Source organism: Pseudomonas sp. G5(2012), assembly GCF_000408945.1.
Classification (GTDB): domain Bacteria; phylum Pseudomonadota; class Gammaproteobacteria; order Pseudomonadales; family Pseudomonadaceae; genus Aquipseudomonas; species Aquipseudomonas umsongensis.
In genome coordinates this window covers 1-1,326 of the sequence record NZ_APIO01000130.1, presented here as the reverse complement: position 1 = coordinate 1,326, position 1,326 = coordinate 1, and the positions used below count along the sequence as shown (strand labels likewise).

Genomic DNA, 1,326 nt, shown 5'->3' with positions numbered 1-1,326 from the left:
AGAATGGAACAACCACATAGGTAACAGTAAAGTTCAGGCACATGGGTAACACCTGATCACTTATTTTTGATTACTTTGAGCGTCAGATAACCATCCTTAGCGTCTCGTTCATCAACCCGTCCCAGTAGAACAGGCCCAAAGATGATGTCCCAAGCCCCTTCACTGATGTTCTCCAATCCGACTATCTGATGTTTCAGGACATAGCCGACATAGATTCTGAGCCTTCCTTTGTTCACCACGCCGTTGGAGTCCGTTCGGTATGCCTCAACATGGCTTGGGTACTTCATCTCCGGCAGCTTCCTCGGAAATGCCCGTGACGAGCTTGTATAGCAGGAGCCTGGTGTTTTCTGCCCCAAAGCCTCATGAAGACGTTCATGATTATAGTGCTGCATGAACAGGTCAAAATGCTTCTGCTGGGCTCCCCACTCAATTTCCGGCGGCCTTGGCAATGTGCTCTTAAGCGTGCGGTGCATGCGCTCATGCCGTCCATTCTGCTCGGGTCGACCCGGCTGAATCCTTTCGTGAATGATGCCCAGGCGGGCCCACCAGATAGACAACTGCGATAACCCGGCACGCCCACCGCTGGCGAAAGGGACTCCGTTGTCCGTACGGATCCGCTCAGGCATTCCATACATCTTGAATAACCGCTCGAAGGTGGCCTTGGCGTCCTTGAAAGTCGTGCTCGGCATGCTTTCACAAGCCAGTAAAAATCGACTGGCGTGATCCATTACCGTCAACGGGTAACACCAGACACCGTCTCCTGTCAGGTATTGGCCTTTGTAATCAGCGCTCCAGAGCTGGTTAGGAAGGTCGGCTTTCTGAAGTGGTTTGGGATAAACGGCGACACGTTGGCGCAACCGCCGAGACACCACCAATCCCGCTTTTTTAAGCACGTTGTAGATCGTGGTTTTGGAGGGTGGCGGCTGATCTGGAAACCGCTCTCTCAGGGCTGTCTGGATCTTTTTCGGGCCTGGCGTGGTTTGCCCTTGGCCGCGCAGCTCAAGAATGGCCTCTTTGACCGCAAACGGCACAGCCTGAGCTTGAGAGTGGCGCTTGCGACTGCACTCCGCCAATCCGTTGATGCTGTCCGCGTTGTAGCGGGCTACCCACTTGTAACCGGTCTTGCGACTGATGCTGTGAGCCGCACAAAGTTGGCTGAAATTAAGTCGACCGGACAGATAGTCGGCAATGAACATCACTTTCAGGTCCATAGGTTTGAGCTCTCGCCACGGCATGGTCAGATCCTCGGAATCGACCAGTGCCAGTTAAAAACTGTTACCTATGTGCTTGAACTGTTTTGTTACCTATGTGGGTGAGTCATACCGG

The 1,326-nt window shown here is 53.2% G+C and carries 1 protein-coding gene; it reads right to left on the bottom strand.

Features of this window, described 5'->3' with window-relative positions:
• Positions 1-56 precede the first annotated feature (56 nt).
• A complete protein-coding gene (locus tag PG5_RS29385) occupies positions 57-1,235 on the bottom strand; it encodes an integrase core domain-containing protein (protein WP_020800720.1) in 1,179 nt (392 codons plus the stop codon).
• Positions 1,236-1,326: the final 91 nt, after the last annotated feature.

Bases quoted from the DNA above. Each gene is read 5' to 3' on its own strand.
- PG5_RS29385 (WP_020800720.1), bottom strand. From the start codon at position 1,235: ATGCCGTGGCGAGAGCTCAAACCTATGGACCTGAAAGTGATGTTCATT.